This window comes from Pseudoalteromonas sp. S3785, from assembly GCF_005887365.1.
In the GTDB taxonomy this organism is placed as follows: domain Bacteria; phylum Pseudomonadota; class Gammaproteobacteria; order Enterobacterales; family Alteromonadaceae; genus Pseudoalteromonas.
This window is the reverse complement of record NZ_PNCT01000027.1, coordinates 85,881-101,424: the sequence shown is the minus strand read 5'-3', so window position 1 is coordinate 101,424 and position 15,544 is coordinate 85,881. Positions and strand designations below refer to the sequence as shown.

Here is a 15,544-nt window from a genome sequence, read left to right as displayed (position 1 = left end):
CTAACAGCTTACAGCTTACAGCTTACAAAAATTATAACGGCATCTTGTTTTTCATATCAAGCTAAAATTAACTTAATTGCTTGATAAATATATATCTTCTTTGTTTAACACGTACAGTGGTATGAGTTTACGGCTGCTTGCCACAATATGTTTACTGTGAACATTTATAACGCGGGTGTTTACTGCTACGCCATTTGGGCGGTAAATTAACGTACCTGCTAATACATAGTTAGCCATGCTGCTTTCACTTAGCTTTTCTATATCGCGAGATAACACAAAGTCGCCTCTATTTGATACATCAATGCTGTCCATGGTTTTAAAATCGACCACGCCGTAGCCAAATTTTTGCAGCTGATGAATAAACGTCTCTGCTAATTGATTACCCAACTGATTACTTTTATTAAGCGATGCGTCTAAATCGACAATGGTGGTAACCGCTATGTTGATGCTATTGTTATCGGGCGCTTCGGCTTCAAGCGTATCCACTAAATCCAGCGCCATTTGCTCTACATAGTTTGCCAGCGTTTTGTGGTGTTTAAGCGGTGTAAACTGCCTTGCTGTGTCGTACTCACTTTGTTGCTGCACAGATTGGTTGGCATACACTGGCGTGGGTTGGCTGTTTTGCGTGACTACGGTGTAATCTGAGCGCGTGTTTATGCTTTCGTTATGCTCATTATTTTGCGTTATTGAACAGCCAGCTAATGCTAACGTTGCCGTGAGCCCCGCTATAGCAGATAGTTTGTAAAACATGGTCAACCTCACTCGCTGGCTTGTTTAAGCATAATTCCGTCGGTGCGATAGCTACTGTTTAGCGCATCAACCACCGATTGCGGGATAAACCCTTGCGCACTGCCCACTACCGCTTTACTTTTAATACCTACTATACGTGCATTTACCAGTACGCCGCCTTGGTGGCTCACAAGTGTTCCTGCTAATACGTAATTAAAGTTTTGATCTTGGTTTAGCTCTAGGTAGTCGCGGCTAAATACAAAGTCGCCTGCGGGGGTTACTCGCATATAATCGGTGGTTTTAAAATCGATAACCGGTACTCCAAAACTATGCAGTTCATGCATAAAGCTTTCGGCTATTTGGTTACCTAACAGGCTTCCATCACTGTAGTCATCATCTAAAAATACAAAGCTAGAAACGGCAAGTGGCGTTTTGTCGTTTACGTATTGCAGATTTTCGACCATGTCTTGCATTATACCGCGCACATAATGGTTTATATTTTTGCGTTTTGCAGGGGCACTTTTGGTGTAGTTACTTTGCTTGTTTAAGTTAGACTGAAATAACGCGTCATTTGCTACAGGTGCTTTTACCGCACGTTGCTCTGAAACAAGCTGGGCTGCATTGTCTTGCTCAACTTGCTCCGGCTCTGAATGTAGCGAATTTAACATTTGCGAACAGCCAAAGCCTAATGGCAAACATAGGGTAATTAATAGGTTTCTCATGGTGTGCTCCTGATTAATATTCGCTGCGGTACAAAGAGCCGTCGCGCTGCTGAATTTTTTCACTTCCCCACATTACATTTATAGGGATCTCTGTGCTGCCTGCCGACAGGACTTGCTTGTTTTCAATATTAACGAGTCGTGCATTAACTATATAAGCATGCTGTTGGCGCGTTACAGTGCCGGTGATGACTAAGTCAATATTTTGGCGATTGCGCAATTTACTTAAGTCGCGGCTTAATATGCTGTCTGCGTTTTGCGCTAATATAAGGTTATTACCAAGTCGGTACTCAACAGTATGATAGCCAAGCTGGGTAAATTGCGTTAGTAAGCTTTCTTGAATTTGTAAGCTCAAACCCGAGGCCTGCCCTGCTACTAGCTTAGTATCTAAAGCATCGGCATAAAAAAAGCTACTCACACCAATACGCGCATTGGCATTTAAAGCGCCATTTATATGATTAAGCTGCGAGGTTAGATTGGCTACATACTCGTTTACAGTATAGGGTGCCATTGCTGCTTTTGGCGCGGCAGTGGGCACACTCGGCTCCGGGGGCGGAACCAAGTTGCAAGCAGTTAAATTTAACAATACTAAAGGCAGTAAAAGGCGCATAGTTGCCGTCCTCTTTAAAACATATCGAGGATAAAGCAATTATTATGCCTAATTAACCTTAAGGCGTTTTTATTAACTTTGAGGCGTTTTGACATAATAGGTTACAAAGCAGTTATTAATTTTTATTAATGACTTACATGCATCTTCAGCTGCGTTTTTTGTTTTAAACGCACCAAGCTTTAACCTATAAAATGTGTGCTGCTCAATGAGTACTTGTTCGATATTAACTTCAAGCATATTTGAGGCCGATTGATATTGTTTTACAGCCGCTTCAAGTACCGCTTTATTTTTATAAGCCCCTACTTGAACTGCAAACAGCGCATTTGTATTTACAACAGCTAAGTGGTTAGTTAGCTGGGTTTGCTCAAGTTCTGGCTGGGTGTTTAGTTGTTTTAATTTATCGACTGTGCGCTGTAATTCACTTTCTAGCTTTAACAGTCTTTCTAATTGAGGCTGGGTTTGTTGCCACTGCTGCGCAGACTCTTTTAGTACAGCTAAATCATCCTTTTTAATAAGCACCGCCTGCTTTTGATCTGTCGCTAGTGCGTGAGCACTGTTTGCTAATGCAGAGCCTAAAACTAATGTAGCTAAAAAGTCCTTGTAGTGCAGCATAAGTATGTTGTTAATTTGGGTAAGAGTGGGCGCTATTTTAACAGCCAATCAACGCTTAGCAAGTCAGGGCTTATCGAGCTATCAGCTTTAAAGTTTAATTGGCTTGTCGGTATAGTTACTTACAATGCAGTCAAGCTTATACATTTTAAATACTTCACAATCGGCTTTGGCATTTTTAAGGTTTTTATAAGAGCCAAGCTTTAAGCGATAAAAGGTTTTATCATTTATTTTTGCGGTTTCTACGTTGGTTAATATTTTATCCCTAAATAGTGGTGCTGCTTTAGTGTTCAGCTCTTGCCAAGCCTTCGCTACATCTTGCTTAGAGTCGACCGAGGCAACTTGTAATGCAAATACATGTTTAGGTGTATTAAGCTTTATAGTTTGCTTTTGATTATTGTTAGCGGCTTTATACCTTTGCTGGCGACGTGGCTTGTTACTGACTATACGCGAAGGCGTACGAGTATAGCGGCTGCTGTAGGCAGGGCTTGCATTAGATTGTGCAATCGCCTTAGAGTTTATTATATCTATATGGTTAACGAGGTAAGTAATTTCTTTTTCAAGCTTTAAAATGCGCTCTATACCGGCGCGTGCTTGTTGCCATTGCATGGCGGCATCTTTCAATTGGGCCAGCTCCAGTGCCGTTATTGATACGTAATCGGGCGCGGTGTTAGGTATTTCATTATCAATAGCAGGTTTAGCTGTAGGCGTAATAGAGCACGCCGAGCCAAACGTAAGCGTAAAAAGGCATACAAAAAAGTGTTTATAATATTTTTTTAATTTAAGCATGTACCCGTTATCCTGAAAGCAGTGCCTGTGCACTTGCATTTCAGTTAAACATTCTCACAAGAAAGCGTTTAACTTAGCAATTTAAACAATGAGCGATTTTTGCTCCTGCACGCTAATTGACCTACATAGGTAATAATTAACGTGTCCCTTCCGTGAGTTTGGCTTTTAATACAACTTTAATGCCAATTAACATAAACTTTACAATATAAATTACGTTATGTAGCTATATAACGCAAGTCAAATTCAGAACATAAATAAGCGTAGACCAACTTTATTACTTGCGCCGTTAAAATTAAGTAAAGCTATACCCATAGTGGCATTAATAATTTAGCAATAAAAAAGGCGCCTAAACAGGCGCCTTGGTCGGTGATTTAATAAAACCTAAATTAACGATTTAATAAATGTTTTTAAATCATCTGCAAACTCGTCGCGGCGCAGGGCAAACTCTATCGTTGCTTTTAAGTAGCCTATTTTGCTGCCACAATCGTGGCTACGGCCTTTCATTGCGTAAGCGTCTACTTTTTCTTGCTCCATTAGCATGGCAATTGCGTCTGTAAGTTGAATTTCGTTACCAGCCCCTTGCGGCGTTTTAGCAAGCAGTGGCCAAATTCTTTCGCTTAATACATAACGCCCTACTACCGATAGGTTTGAAGGTGCTTCATCTACTGGTGGTTTTTCTACCATGTTAATAATTGGCGAGCTTTCGCCTTGGTGAAGCTCTACGTCACCTAAATCAACAACACCAAATTTGTCTACTTCGTCCATGGGTACTGGCTCAACCATAATTTGGCTGTGCTTAGTTTGTTCAAAACGGGCGATCATCTCTGCTAGGTTGTCTTTTTTAAGATCGCTCTCTACGTCATCAACAATCACATCTGGCAAAATAACCACAAAGGGTTCGTTGCCAATAATTGGCGCAGCACAATTAATTGCATGACCTAAACCTTTGGCTTCCCCTTGGCGCACGTGAATAATGGTCACATCTTTAGGGCAAATTGCCTGTACTTCGGCAAGTAATTGCCGCTTTACACGTTTTTCAAGCGTGGCTTCTAGCTCAAAGCTGGTATCAAAATGATTTTCGATAGAGTTTTTACTTGAGTGCGTTACAAGTACAATTTCTTTAACGCCTGCGGCTACCGCTTCATTTACTACATATTGAATAAGCGGACGGTCTACCACTGGAAGCATCTCTTTAGGGATGGCTTTTGTGGCAGGTAACATACGCGTTCCGAGGCCTGCTACTGGGATCACTGCTTTCATCTTGTTCTCCTTAATCTTATTATACTGAAAACGGATATTGGATTGGTTCGTGGCATTGATAGCCTACTACTTCAAAATCGTCTCGTGTTACCCATGTTTCTATATCTTCTAGTGATTTTATGTTTGGGTTAATATTTAATTGCGGTGAATCAAACGGCTCACGTTTTAACTGTACATCGCGCATTAACGGTAACTGGTTTTCGTAAATATGCGCATTAGCAATTTTATGATACGCCTTGCCTGCTTTATGGCCGGTAATTTGTGCAACCAAGGCCAGTAATACAAAACACTGAATTTGATTAAAATTAAGGCCTAGCGGCACATCGCAACTGCGCTGATATGATGTTAAATACAGCGTGTCACCAAGCAGCGAAAACGTATGTGTGTGCATACATGGGCGCAAACAACCAAGCTCAAACTCACCAGGATTATAAAAGGTAATTATTTCACCTCTGTCATCAATCCCGTTCTTTAAGTTATTTACTACTTTAGCAAGCTGATCGAGCGTTGAGCCATCTGGGCGTTGCCAATTACGTCCTTGCACACCATAAACGCGGCCCATGTCGTCCTCGCCTTTGCGGTTAGGGTTATTTAGCCATGCGTTATTATCGTTTGCGTTTGCATCCCAGGTTTTACAACCTATATCGCGAAATTGCGCTGCGCTATCGTACCCGCGTAAGTAACCTAAAAGCTCTGCTATAGCGGCTTTGTAATAACTTTTACGCGTGGTGATCATAGGAAATTTATTATTACCTACATCGTATTCTAAGTCGGCATTAATAACAGTTAGGCAGCGCGTGCCTGTGCGTTTATTTTCTACCCATACACCTTCGTCAACGATGCGCTGACATAAATTCAAATATTGTTTCATGTTATGTTTTACTATGCCTTTGCTGCTGTTACAGGTTGCGGTTTTTTATATGCCCAAATCAATAGCCCAAGGCCACCAATAATCATAGGCAACGAGAGTATTTGCCCCATTGAGATAAAGTCGGCAAATAGGCCAAGCTGCGCATCAGGTTGGCGGAAATATTCAATACAAAATCTAAATACGCCATACCCTAATAAAAATACACCGGCTACACTGCCTGCAGGGCGAGGCTTTTTAATAAACCATAATAAAATTAAAAACAGGACTAACCCTTCAAAAAAGGCTTCGTATAACTGCGATGGGTGACGCGCAAGCGGCCCACCCGTTGGAAATACCATGGCCCATGGCACATCGCTTACGCGGCCCCATAATTCGCCATTTATAAAGTTACCAATACGCCCTGCTAATAAACCCACTGGTACAAGCGGCACTACAAAGTCACCCACTGCAAACAATGATTTTTTACGGGTTTTTGCAAATAGAATAATAGCGGTAATAACCCCTAAAGTTCCGCCGTGGAACGACATTCCGCCTTGGTCAATTCTAAATAAATAGAATGGATTTTCTAAAAAGTAGCTAAACTGATAAAACAATACATAGCCAATTCTGCCACCTAAAATAACCCCAAGCATGCCGTAAAAAAGCAAGTCACTTACTTGCTCTTTAGTCCAACCAGAGTTAGGTTTTGCGGCTTGACGATTAGCAAACCACATTGCAAACGCAAAACCAATTAAATACATTAAACCGTACCAACGTACGCTTAGCGGTCCAACAGAAAAAATGATTGGATCGATTTGAGGAAACTCAAGTGCCATAAATAAACCTTTAGCTAAAAACCATTTTAAGTGCGATGAGCACAAGCAACACCGCGAAAATTTTCTTTATTATAGTAACAGGTAAATAATGAGTTGCTTTAGCCCCTAAGGGCGCCACAAACCACGATGTTATTACAATACCAAATAATGCAGGTAAGTATACAAACCCTGCGAACCCGTGGGCTAAATCAGTTACGTTCCAACCTGCGCTTATATAACCAATAGAGCCAAATAACGCGATAACAATGCCGCATGCTGATGCGCACCCTATCGCTTTTTTTATATCAACCGAAAAGTAGTTAAGCATAGGGGCAATAAGCGCGCCGCCGCCAATACCTATTAAACCAGAAAGCGCCCCCATAAGGGCAGAAATGCTCCCTAAAATAGGCCCTTTTGGTAATGGTTTTTCATTAAGCGATTTACTGCGTGATGCCAATACCATTCTGCCTGCAATAAACACAACACTCACAGCAAACACGCTGCGTAACGCTTGTTCTGGTATTAAACTGGCGGCAAAGCCACTTATTAAAGCGCCTAGGCCTACACCCGACATTACCCAAGGCGCAATTTGCCACGGTACATTATCATTTTTATGATGAGCCAATACTGAAGAAGTAGACGTGAATAAAATAGAGGCAAGCGATGTTGCAATAGAAATAACCAAAACGTGATCAGGTGAAGTAACATTAAACATCAGCAATAAACTACTTAAAACAGGCACAATAATTAAACCGCCGCCTATCCCTAATAGCCCTGCTAAAAAGCCAACTACACAGCCAAGTAGCGCACAACTGGCCACGAGTAAAGCTAAGTCATACATAGTGTTCTCAATTACCTTTTCGTGCGCCTATATTAAAGGATTATTACGTTAATAGCATCCTTAAGCGCTGCATTATTTAGCGGTGTAGAATAGATCGCCTAATTGGTGCTCAATCATAAAATTGCGCGTTAGACGCAGTACCTGTTTAGCGTTCGACTGCATTAGGCACTCTGCAAGTAACTGCTGCATATCGTGAATGTTTAAGCGTCTTAAAATCCACTTTACTTTAGTCAATGACGACATGTTCATACTTAAATGCCTATAGCCCATGGCAATAAGTAAAATTGCGCCCTCTGGCTCGCCGCCCAGCTCGCCACATAAACTCAAAGGTAAGCTGTGTTTGCTGCATTCATTAGCCACTTTATTTAATACCCTTAACACACCGGGGTGATATGGGTTAAATAACTGAGCTACCCTCGCATTTGCTCTATCTACAGCAAGTAAGTATTGCGTTAAATCGTTACTGCCTACTGAGCAAAAGTCGACCTTTTTAGCCCACTCGTCGAGCATAAATATACTGGAGGGTACTTCAAGCATTATTCCTACCTCGGGGCGTTCTAACTTTTGATTTGGGCACTTTTCGCTTAATTCAAAATAAGCTTGTTCAAATAACGCGAGCGCTTCGTCTACTTCTTCTGAGCCACTGATCATTGGTAGCATTATTTTTAAATTACCTAAGCCCATATTTGCTTTTAACATGGCTTTGAGTTGATCTAAAAACAGTTCTGGATGGTCAAGGCTTATGCGTATACCCCGCCAACCTAAAAAGGGATTTTCTTCGGTGATATTAAAGTAATCTAAAACTTTGTCGCCACCAATGTCGAGCGTTCGCATAACCACTGGCGCTGGGTGATAACTTTTTAGTACCTCCCTATACCAGTTTTCTTGCTCGGCCTGTGAAGGAAATTGCCCCTTTTGCATAAACCATGCTTCGGTACGATAAAGCCCTACTCCATCGCAAATATGTGCACTGCTTTGTTCGGTATTAAGCTCAAGCCCTGCATTGAGCATTAAATTGATTTGCTCACCATCTAAGGTAACCGACTGTGCACTTTGTTCTGCTAAAAAGCGGTTATTGAGTAATTTATCTTGGTGCTTTAACTGTGCGTATTCATCGAGTAACACTTGCGAAGGAGAAATATATAAACGCCCAGAAAAGGCATCTAAAATCATTGGTTTACCATCAAATTGCAATAAGGGTAAATCTTCAATACCCCAAATAGCTGGTATTCCCATAGCGCGGGTTAATATAGAGGCATGGCTATTGGCTGAGCCATTTACACTCACTACACCTGCTAAATGCCCGTTGGGTACTTCAGCTAGCATGGCGGGCGTTAAGGTATTCGCAATTAATATAGTATTCGGCGGATAATCTTTTACTGCGTGCTCAGTGTTTACAAGATGGTGCAATACTCTTAGTCCAATGTCTTTTACATCAACGGCCCGCTCTTTAATGTAAGGATCTTGCATGGCATTAAACTGTGAAATAAGCCGCTCAATAACAATTTTTAAGGCGCTTTTTGCACACCAGCCCTCTTGTAACTGCACCTCAACGTTGTGGCCTAAACTTTTGGCATCAAGTAATTGTTGGTATACATCAAATACCGCGAGTGCTTCACGGGGTATTGAGTCACTCAAAGTCATAGACAGGGTATTAAATTCTTTGCGGGTGGCAGCAACGGCTTGTGTAAATAAACGTTTCTGCTCAGCACTATCAGAGTCTTTTTTAAGCTCTATAGATTTAAAATCAAGCTTGGGGAGCACTACAAAGGCTTGGCCAATTCCTATGCCCGGCGCACTCGACACCCCTTTTAGCACTGAGGTTTGATGTGATGATTCGTCTTGGCGTAAAAGCTCTTTTATTTCAGCATGCGCAAGTTGCGAGGCTAGCTGCGCCGAAAGCGTAATTAAAAACGACTCTTCGTCTTGGCTAAAAACCCGCGCCATTTTTTGTTGCACAACAATAACGCCCAATACCTTTTTTTGATGCACCACAGGTACAGACAAAAATGCATTGTAACCTTCTTCGTTTACTTCGGGGGAGAGCTTAAAACGCGGGTGAGATTTTGCAAAAGCAATATTAATAGGCTCTTCACGCTGAGCAACTAAACCAACAAGCCCTTCGGTAAAACCAATTCTAAACTTACCTACGGCATCAGGGTTTAGGCCTTCGGTTGCCATAAGTACAAAGTTATCTTGACTGTAGTCGGCAAAATAAATAGAGCAGCACTGGGTTTTCATGGCTTCTTTCACCATTTTCACAAAGCACACTAGGGCACTGTCTAAGTTCGCTTGTTGCGACACAGACTCAGCAATAGTTCTTAGTGTTGCCAGCATTACCTGCTCCTTATTTTATAATTATACTACTACCTTTTGTGTCGCCACTGCTCTTTATGATGTTCTCTTTTATTAAAAGGCATTGCAAACGGTGCAAACTCTTTCATCACCCGTCTGTATACATCGCGCTTAAACGACACCACTTGCCTCACTGGATACCAATAGCTTACCCAGCGCCAATCATCAAACTCGGGATGATGAGTTTTAAGCAAATTTACATCTTCATCTTTGCAACGCAGTTTTAATAAAAACCATTTTTGTTTTTGCCCAATACACACCGGACTAGAGTCGCGGCGAATTAATCGTTTGGGTAATTTATAGCGTAACCAATGTTTTGAGCTTGCGACTATTTCTACATCTTCTGGTCGCAAACCTACTTCTTCGTGTAATTCACGGTACATGGTTTGTTCGGGTGTTTCTCCGTCATCAACACCACCTTGGGGAAATTGCCAAGAATGTTGACCGTAACGTCTAGCCCAAAAAACTTGCCCCTGATTATTGCAAATTACAATTCCGACATTGGCACGAAAACCTTCGGCATCAATCACCTTAGTGCCTCATTTGTAAGTCGATTTTTAATGATTGTTCCACATTAGCTGCAATTCGGCAAACACTATTATCCCCAAAGTCATCACGCCCTAGTTACAAGTTTACTATTTACACTGTGCATAACAACTTAACTATAAATTAGCATCTGATGAGTCTAGGGCTAAAATAACCCCTAAATCATGTAACTTTTAGCAAAAAAAACTAAGCTATGCCTTGATTAATATGTTTTGTACTATTTACTCACAGCTTGTGAATAACTTTTAATAAACACGGCTATTTTGCAAACAAGTCCACAATAGAAGATCTAAAAACTTGCTTTCTCCACAGATTCTGTGGATAAACATGTTTATATTGTTGTATTTATCCCATGTAGAATTTGCCAACTTAATTAAAACTGAATAAGTTAAGCAAAAATATTAAAGCTGGTCAGTCACTTACAGTTAAATAGTGACTTTTTGACGTGAGCAAAATTACGCCAAACACAGCGCGTATAAAAAACAACCAAAAGCAAAGATATCCACCTAAGTAGGCTTTTGCTATCATGGTGCGGTTAATTATTCAAGGTAAACCAATAGCATGCGACCAACTAGACCCCATTCAATTAATGACTTAATGCAACGCGTAAACGCTATTGCCGGATTAACATTAGGGCAATTGGCATCGCAATACCGTTTTAAAACCCCTGACGACCTATTGCGCGAAAAAGGCTGGACTGGGCAACTTATTGAATACGTGTTAGGCGCTACTGCAGGCTCCAAACCCCTCCCCGACTTTGAAGATTTAGGGATAGAGCTAAAAACACTCCCCATTTCTTACAAAGGTAAGCCACTAGAGACTACGTTTGTATCGGTAACACCTTTAATAAACGTCACCGGTATGACATGGCATACAAGCGCTGTGCGTAAAAAGCTAAATCATGTTTTATGGTTACCCATACTAAGTGAGCGAGATATAGCCCCATTTGATAGAACGATAGGCAGCGGCTTTTTGTGGCAACCAACACCTGAGCAAGATGCGTTATTACAGCGTGACTGGGAAGAACAAATGGAGTTAATCGCACTCGGACGAGTAGATGAAATATCAGGTCATTTAGGGGATGCGATTCAAATAAGGCCTAAGGCGGCAAACAGCAAAGTGGTTACTGATGCTATTGGGCCAAATGGTCAAATTATAAAAACCCTACCGCGTGGTTTTTATTTAAAAACCAGTTTTACAGGTGAGATTTTAAAGCAGCAGTTTCAGCTTTAATTACACGTAATTATTAAATGCTTCAGGTGTGCTCGTTTTTACTAAATAGGCACCTTAGAAGGTTCACTCAGGTCTCCTATTAGAAAAGTAACTGGCATAAAAAATCCCCGCCTGAGCGAGGATTTTATCATCTAAAATTAAGAATTAGATTCTATATAAAACAGAATTACTGACCTTTAACTTCTTTAAGACCGTTGTAAGGTGCTTTTGAGCCTAGCGCTTCTTCAATGCGAAGAAGTTGGTTGTATTTTGCAACACGGTCAGAACGACTCAGTGAACCCGTTTTAATTTGACCTGCAGCAGTACCTACCGCTAAATCAGCAATTGTTGCATCTTCTGTTTCGCCAGAGCGGTGAGAAATAACAACAGTAAAGCCTGCATCTTTAGCCATTTTGATTGCTGCTAACGTTTCAGTTAGTGAACCAATTTGGTTAAATTTGATTAGGATTGAGTTAGCAATACCGTTGTCGATACCACGTTTTAAAATCTTAGTGTTCGTTACGAATAAATCATCACCTACTAGCTGGATTTTATCACCCAGTAGCTTAGTTTGGTGTGCAAAGCCATCCCAATCAGACTCATCTAAGCCATCTTCAATAGACACAATTGGGTATTGCTCAGTTAGCTCTTTTAAGAAGTAGTTAAATTCTTCTGAAGTGAATTTTTTACCTTCACCTTTAAGGTCGTAAATGTTTGCTTCTTTGTCGTAAAACTCTGATGCAGCACAGTCCATAGCAAGCGTAATGTCTTTACCTAGCTCATAACCTGCGTTTGCAACAGCAGTTTTAATAGCAGCAAGAGCGGCTTCGTTTGACTCAAGGTTTGGTGCAAAACCACCTTCATCACCTACCGCTGTAGAATGACCGTCTGCTTTTAATACTTTAGCAAGGCTGTGGAATACTTCAGCGCCCATACGTAGGCCTTCGCGGAAGTTTGCAGCGCCAACAGGTTGGATCATAAACTCTTGAATATCTACAGAGTTATCTGCGTGCTCACCACCGTTGATGATGTTCATCATAGGCAGCGGCATTGAGTAAACACCTGGTGTACCGTTTAAGTCTGCGATGTGCTCGTAAAGCTCAACTTTTTTAAATTGTGCAGCGGCTTTTGCAGTCGCTAGTGACACTGCTAAGATAGCATTTGCACCTAGTTTTTCTTTATTTTCGGTGCCATCTAAATCTAGCATTACTTTATCTACAGCACTTTGCTCTAATGCATTTTGGCCTTTTAGCGCATCCGCAATTTCGTTGTTAATAAAACCAACTGCGTTTAATACGCCTTTACCTAAGTAACGGGCTTTGTCACCATCACGTAGCTCTAGCGCTTCGCGAGTACCTGTTGATGCACCTGAAGGAGCGGCAGCTCGGCCCCAAGAACCATCAGCTAAATATACATCAGCTTCAACAGTCGGGTTACCACGCGAGTCCATAATTTCGCGACCAATTACTTTTACGATTTCTGACATCTTGATTCCTCTATATTCCCAAAATGGTGAGTTCAGCTAACTTTACTACGTTTTATATCTTTTAGTCAGCCCTTTAGACAAAAAAGCCGTGCAATATGCACGGCTTTTTTTAATTACGAAGACGTTTTTTGATGAGTATGAGCGGCTGCTACAAACCCTTCAAATAACGGGTGTCCATCACGTGGTGTTGACGTAAATTCCGGGTGGAATTGCGCGGCAATAAACCATGGGTGATCTTTATTTTCGATGATTTCGACTAGTTTTTTATCTTCTGATAAACCAGTAAAGCTTAAGCCTGCTTGCTCTAATTGCTCTACAAAGTTGTTGTTTACTTCGTAGCGATGACGGTGACGTTCAACAATTTCTGTATTGCCGTACACTTCGTGCACCTTAGAACCCGGCGTTAAATGACATTTTTGTGCGCCTAGACGCATTGTGCCACCTAAGTCAGATTTTTCATCACGTACTTCAATATTACCTTCAGCATCTAGCCACTCTGTAATTAAGCCCACAACTGGCGCTTTTGAGTTAATATTAAACTCAGTTGAGTTAGCATCGGTTAAACCAGCAACGTTACGTGCGTATTCAATAAGGGCTACTTGCATACCCAAACAAATGCCTAAGTAAGGTACTTTGTTTTCACGGGCGTACTTAGCCGCTAAAATTTTACCTTCAACACCACGGCCGCCAAAACCACCTGGTACTAAAATAGCATCTAGATGAGAAAGCAATTCAACCCCTTTGCTTTCTAAGTCTTGCGAGTCAACGTATTCAATATTAATAGTTAAACGGTTCTTAAGACCTGCATGTTTTAGTGCTTCGTTAACTGATTTGTATGCATCTGGTAGTTCAATGTACTTACCAACCATACCAATCGTTACTTCGCCCGTTGGGTTAGACTCTTGATAAAGTACTTGTTCCCATTCAACTAAATCAGCTTCTGGTGCGTCAAGGTGGAAACGACGACATACAAAGTTGTCTAATTCTTGAGATTTTAATAGCGCAGGAATTTTATAAATACTGTCTACGTCTGGTAGTGAAATAACCGCTTTTTCTTCAACATTAGTGAACAATGCAATTTTTGCACGCTCGTTGTTAGGCAGTTTACGGTCTGAGCGACAGATGAGAATATCTGGCTGAATACCTACAGAGCGCAACTCTTTAACAGAATGCTGAGTTGGCTTTGTTTTAACTTCGCCTGCAGGGCCTAAGAATGGCACTAGCGTTAGGTGAATAAATAGCGCACGTTCGCGGCCAATTTCAGTACCTAACTGACGAATTGCTTCAATAAACGGTTGTGATTCAATATCGCCTACTGTGCCACCAATTTCTACAATCGCAATGTCATGACCTTCAGCACCGTCGTATACACGTTGCTTAATGTCGTTTGTGATGTGTGGAATAACCTGAATGGTTGCACCTAAGTATTCACCACGGCGCTCACGGCGTAACACGTCTTCGTATACACGCCCTTGTGTGAAGTTGTTGCGGCTGGTCATTTTGGTGCGAATAAAACGCTCATAGTGACCTAAATCAAGATCCGTTTCGGCGCCGTCTTCTGTAACGTATACTTCACCGTGTTGAATTGGGCTCATTGTGCCTGGGTCAACGTTTATGTAAGGATCCAGCTTTAAAATGGTAACATCTAAACCGCGGGCCTCTAAAATAGCTGCCAATGACGCTGCTGCAATACCTTTACCCAACGAAGAAACCACCCCGCCAGTAACGAAGATAAATTTTGTACTCATGCGAACCCTAGAATATCAGGAATTAAAAGGAATATAACACCCGAGAAAGAGACTCTGGGTATATCATCAAGACGGGGCGAAATTATACCAAAACAGCGTTGAGCAATCCAGCTAAAAATAGCGTTTACCCGCACAAAAAATGTTCTTTGATTAACATTAGTTTGTGCTGAGCTCATCTCATTTCACTTTTTTAATGGCTTCCCATGCTTCTTCCATTTCATCAAGCGTTGCGCTCTCTAAACTTTTTCCTTTTGCAATTAAATAACCTTGCACTTTTTCAAAGCGCCCCGAGAACTTATCATTGGCTTGTCTGAGTAACTGCTCCGGGTCGCGTTTAACATGGCGAGCCACATTGACCGTAGCAAATAATAAGTCGCCTATTTCTTCTGCGGTGTGTTCAGATAAAGGGTCGTGCTCAAGCGCTTCTTTTACTTCAAGTACTTCCTCGCTTACTTTATCAAGTGCACCATGATAAGTAGGCCAGTCAAAACCAAGTGCGGCGACCCGCTGCTGAATTTTTTTAGCTTTAGCTAAGCTTGGCATATTAGTGGGTATATCTTGCCAAAGCGAGGCGTTGCTCGGCTGTACTTTTGCTGCACGCTCTTGTGCCTTAATTGCTTGCCATTGCGTTGCTAATTGCTCGTCGGTTAACGCTTGCTTAGTGTTAAAAACATGAGGGTGACGGCGGGTAAGTTTACTATTTAGCTCACTAACCACGTCGTTAAAATCAAATAATTCCTGCTCTTTGGCAAGTTGGGCGTAAAACACTATTTGAAACAGTAAGTCACCGAGCTCATTTTTAAGATCGTTTAAATTACCCGACTCTATGCAATCTGCAACTTCATAAGCTTCTTCTAATGTATGTGGCACAATAGATTTAAAGTCTTGTTTTAAATCCCAAGGACACCCTACCTCAGGATCGCGAAGTGTTTGCATTATATGTAAAAGCTGCTCGAGTGCGTTGGTATCAGCCAC

General features: G+C 41.4%; 15 protein-coding genes. 1 reads left to right on the top strand and 14 read right to left on the bottom strand.

The window, feature by feature from the left end:
• Window positions 1–72: 72 nt before the first annotated feature.
• From CWC17_RS08210 to rppH, 11 genes are all read right to left on the bottom strand, one after another.
• Window positions 73–750 (bottom strand): FlgO family outer membrane protein, encoded by a 678-nt coding sequence (locus CWC17_RS08210; RefSeq protein WP_138612568.1) that lies wholly within the window; start codon window positions 748–750, stop codon window positions 73–75.
• 8 nt (window positions 751–758) lie between these two features.
• A complete protein-coding gene (locus tag CWC17_RS08205) occupies window positions 759–1,451 on the bottom strand; it encodes a FlgO family outer membrane protein (RefSeq protein WP_055017390.1) in 693 nt (230 codons plus the stop codon).
• A 13-nt stretch (window positions 1,452–1,464) separates the two neighbouring features.
• Complete coding sequence (locus CWC17_RS08200; RefSeq protein ID WP_138612567.1) at window positions 1,465–2,058, bottom strand: FlgO family outer membrane protein; 594 nt, start codon at window positions 2,056–2,058, stop codon at window positions 1,465–1,467.
• 72 nt (window positions 2,059–2,130) lie between these two features.
• Window positions 2,131–2,718, bottom strand: coding sequence for an SPOR domain-containing protein (locus tag CWC17_RS08195; RefSeq protein WP_138612566.1), 588 nt, complete (start codon window positions 2,716–2,718; stop codon window positions 2,131–2,133).
• A 39-nt stretch (window positions 2,719–2,757) separates the two neighbouring features.
• Complete coding sequence (locus CWC17_RS08190) at window positions 2,758–3,456, bottom strand: SPOR domain-containing protein (RefSeq protein WP_138542084.1); 699 nt, start codon at window positions 3,454–3,456, stop codon at window positions 2,758–2,760.
• Between the two features lie 381 nt (window positions 3,457–3,837).
• On the bottom strand, window positions 3,838–4,716 hold the full coding sequence (galU, locus tag CWC17_RS08185) for a UTP--glucose-1-phosphate uridylyltransferase GalU (protein ID WP_138612565.1): 879 nt from the start codon (window positions 4,714–4,716) through the stop codon (window positions 3,838–3,840).
• 19 nt (window positions 4,717–4,735) lie between these two features.
• Entirely contained in the window at window positions 4,736–5,587 is an 852-nt protein-coding gene (locus CWC17_RS08180; RefSeq protein ID WP_055017386.1) for a thymidylate synthase, read from the bottom strand.
• 11 nt (window positions 5,588–5,598) lie between these two features.
• Window positions 5,599–6,402 (bottom strand): prolipoprotein diacylglyceryl transferase, encoded by an 804-nt coding sequence (gene lgt, locus CWC17_RS08175; protein ID WP_055017385.1) that lies wholly within the window; start codon window positions 6,400–6,402, stop codon window positions 5,599–5,601.
• Between the two features lie 10 nt (window positions 6,403–6,412).
• Window positions 6,413–7,222 carry a sulfite exporter TauE/SafE family protein gene (locus CWC17_RS08170; protein ID WP_055015356.1) on the bottom strand — a complete coding sequence of 270 codons (810 nt, stop codon included), beginning with the start codon at window positions 7,220–7,222 and terminating at the stop codon, window positions 6,413–6,415.
• A 72-nt stretch (window positions 7,223–7,294) separates the two neighbouring features.
• Window positions 7,295–9,559, bottom strand: coding sequence for a phosphoenolpyruvate--protein phosphotransferase (ptsP, locus tag CWC17_RS08165; protein ID WP_138612564.1), 2,265 nt, complete (start codon window positions 9,557–9,559; stop codon window positions 7,295–7,297).
• Window positions 9,560–9,588: 29 nt separating this feature from the next.
• A complete protein-coding gene (gene rppH, locus CWC17_RS08160; protein ID WP_004586239.1) occupies window positions 9,589–10,107 on the bottom strand; it encodes an RNA pyrophosphohydrolase in 519 nt (172 codons plus the stop codon).
• Between the two features lie 577 nt (window positions 10,108–10,684).
• Between rppH and mutH the strand changes: the two genes are divergently transcribed.
• Window positions 10,685–11,356 carry a DNA mismatch repair endonuclease MutH gene (gene mutH, locus CWC17_RS08155; RefSeq protein ID WP_055015358.1) on the top strand — a complete coding sequence of 224 codons (672 nt, stop codon included), beginning with the start codon at window positions 10,685–10,687 and terminating at the stop codon, window positions 11,354–11,356.
• Between the two features lie 166 nt (window positions 11,357–11,522).
• Here mutH and eno read toward each other — a convergent pair whose 3' ends face one another.
• From eno to mazG, 3 genes are all read right to left on the bottom strand, one after another.
• A complete protein-coding gene (gene eno / locus CWC17_RS08150) occupies window positions 11,523–12,821 on the bottom strand; it encodes a phosphopyruvate hydratase (RefSeq protein ID WP_055015359.1) in 1,299 nt (432 codons plus the stop codon).
• Window positions 12,822–12,934: 113 nt separating this feature from the next.
• Window positions 12,935–14,569, bottom strand: coding sequence for a CTP synthase (pyrG, locus tag CWC17_RS08145; RefSeq protein WP_055015360.1), 1,635 nt, complete (start codon window positions 14,567–14,569; stop codon window positions 12,935–12,937).
• A 177-nt stretch (window positions 14,570–14,746) separates the two neighbouring features.
• Window positions 14,747–15,544 (bottom strand): nucleoside triphosphate pyrophosphohydrolase, encoded by a 798-nt coding sequence (gene mazG / locus CWC17_RS08140; RefSeq protein ID WP_171042075.1) that lies wholly within the window; start codon window positions 15,542–15,544, stop codon window positions 14,747–14,749.